This window comes from Herbaspirillum sp. B65 (assembly GCF_000333555.1).
Lineage (GTDB): Bacteria > Pseudomonadota > Gammaproteobacteria > Burkholderiales > Burkholderiaceae_D > Herbaspirillum > Herbaspirillum rubrisubalbicans.
This window is the reverse complement of sequence record NZ_BADI01000275.1, coordinates 1-2,196: the sequence shown is the minus strand read 5'-3', so window position 1 is coordinate 2,196 and position 2,196 is coordinate 1. Positions and strand designations below refer to the sequence as shown.

Annotated in this window: 1 protein-coding gene; it reads left to right on the top strand. The window is 46.1% G+C overall.

Annotated elements, in window-relative coordinates:
• Window positions 1–850: 850 nt before the first annotated feature.
• The coding region (locus tag I5W_RS07205) for a hypothetical protein (RefSeq protein WP_050010631.1) at window positions 851–2,196 on the top strand (1,346 nt) is incomplete at its 3' end.

Here is a 2,196-nt window from a genome sequence, read left to right as displayed (position 1 = left end):
GTTCGGATGTGTCGATTACATCGAGATGTCTACAACCCGAAACGTCGGCATTNCTATAGCGGCACGTTTCTCCGGTACAGTTCGAACAGCAGTATTTCCACAGGCTGAAAGTGTCTAGTGCAGCCGGGGCGGTTCAATATACGTTAAAGAAGCGCGGCGATACCGGAGAGTATCATCTTTTCCATGCAGAAATGGTCCCGGGGGAAAACGAATGCACGCCCGCCACCAAGTCGATTTGTAAAAAAATGGACAAGAGCGAATCTGCTGGCAATTTCTTCAGTTGCCAGAGTGAAAGTTCAGCTCGTGTTAAATGTGCCGAAAAAGGGCGTTCTGTTTGCGGTACGTGTGTGAGCCATTTGTACACGACATATTAAATTCACGAGCGAAAGTCAGTTTTTACTTTAAAAAAAAGGGGGGGGTATGGCTGAACTATTTATTAAACCTGGGCCCAAGCCAAAACGTGAAGATGGGCAAGATGACCGTCGCCATCACGTAAATCCACCGACGAAGCCTAAGCATCCAACGCTTCCCACCCATAAGCCACCAGCTAAAGGTAAATAGAATTACTTAACATAAGCCCCTATGGGGCTGTATGTTGGGTACCTATGGGATTGCGGAGGTTCTAAAAGCAGGCAAGATGCCGAAAAACATTTTGACGCTAAATATGCTGCTTTAACTCAGGATGCAGCGTCAATGGAAGCTGCAAGAACAAGTACCTGGAACGAATAGGATACGTAGATAACCTAAAATTTCTTGACTGAGGGGGGGCTCGGCCTTAGCGACAAACTTAGTCAATAACCTCGCAATTCTTACGGTACTGGCGACCGATACGCCAAATTCAGACTGTGAAATGGGCACAAAAAAAATACTTTCCGTTGGGGTGTATTTTGCCTCCGACGATATCGAAGAACGTAACTTTGACGACAAGATCTCGCTGCTGGACTGGGACATAATAATATTCCGGCCCCTGATCGCGGAGTATTTCAAGTATGCAGATACCTTTCAGGGGAAGCATTCACTCACTAGCTCTCGTTCGTTTGCGTTAAGGGAGCAATGTGAGCATTGGAGACGAGAGCTAACCGATGCTTTTGATGCCGGGCGAATGATAGTCGTTTTTCTTCCTCCGTTGCAGGAAGTTTACGTAGACACCGGTCAGCGTACACGTTCGGGTACAGGGCGCAATGAAAAGGTCACTACCCACGTTAGTCTTTATAGTAACTATGAATGCCTTCCGCTTAATCTCAAACCTGTGTTAACGCGGGGTAGAGGAATGAAACTATCGCCTAAGGGGGCAGAGCTACTTGCACCTTATTGGAATGAGTTTGAACAATATTCTTTTTACGAGGTTGTTATCTCTCCGCAGAGTGGGAAATCTCCTTCAATCTTGACAAAGGCCGGAGACAAAGCTGTTGGTACTTTTTTGCGAAACGATAAAGGTGGCGCATTCTTCTGTTTGCCGAATTTGGATTTCACAAGTGACGATTTCTTTGACGAAGATGGGGACTATAGCGATGTTGCACGTCAATTTTCGGTGAAATTGGCAGGCGCGATTGTTGCGTTAGATAAGGTGGTCAAAAGTGATGGAGACGCATCTCCCGAGCCCGATTGGGCGCAAATCCCAGAATATGAGTCGAATTTAGAGATATCTATTCGTACCAGTTTGCTCGAGCTAGAGTCCAAACTTGAGGAAATTCAACGAGAGAAGGAAGTGCTCAGGAAGCAGTTGAAGGAAAGTGCTCGACTTCGGAATCTACTATTTGAAAAAGGAAAGCCATTAGAAAATGCCATCATTGATGCGTTGGCGCTTTTAGGTTTTGAGGCAGCAGCGTATAAGGATTCCGAGTCCGAGTTTGATGTTGTATTCGAGTCGAGTGAAGGACGTATGATCGGAGAGGCCGAGGGGAAAGATAGTAAGGCAATTAACGTTGATAAGTTGCGTCAGCTCGCTATGAACGTTACTGAAGATCTTGCGCGGGACTCAGTAGATCTTCCAGCGAAAGGGGTTCTTTTTGGGAATGGTTACAGACTATTAGCTCCAGAAAATAGGCCAGATCAATTTACGGACAAGTGCAAGAATGCTGCAGCGGCATCATCGACGGCACTTATTGCAACTTCAGATCTGTTTAAAGTCGCGCAGTACTTGGCTGGCAACCAGGATGTTATTTTGCTCAAGCATGTCGCATTGCGATTATCAAT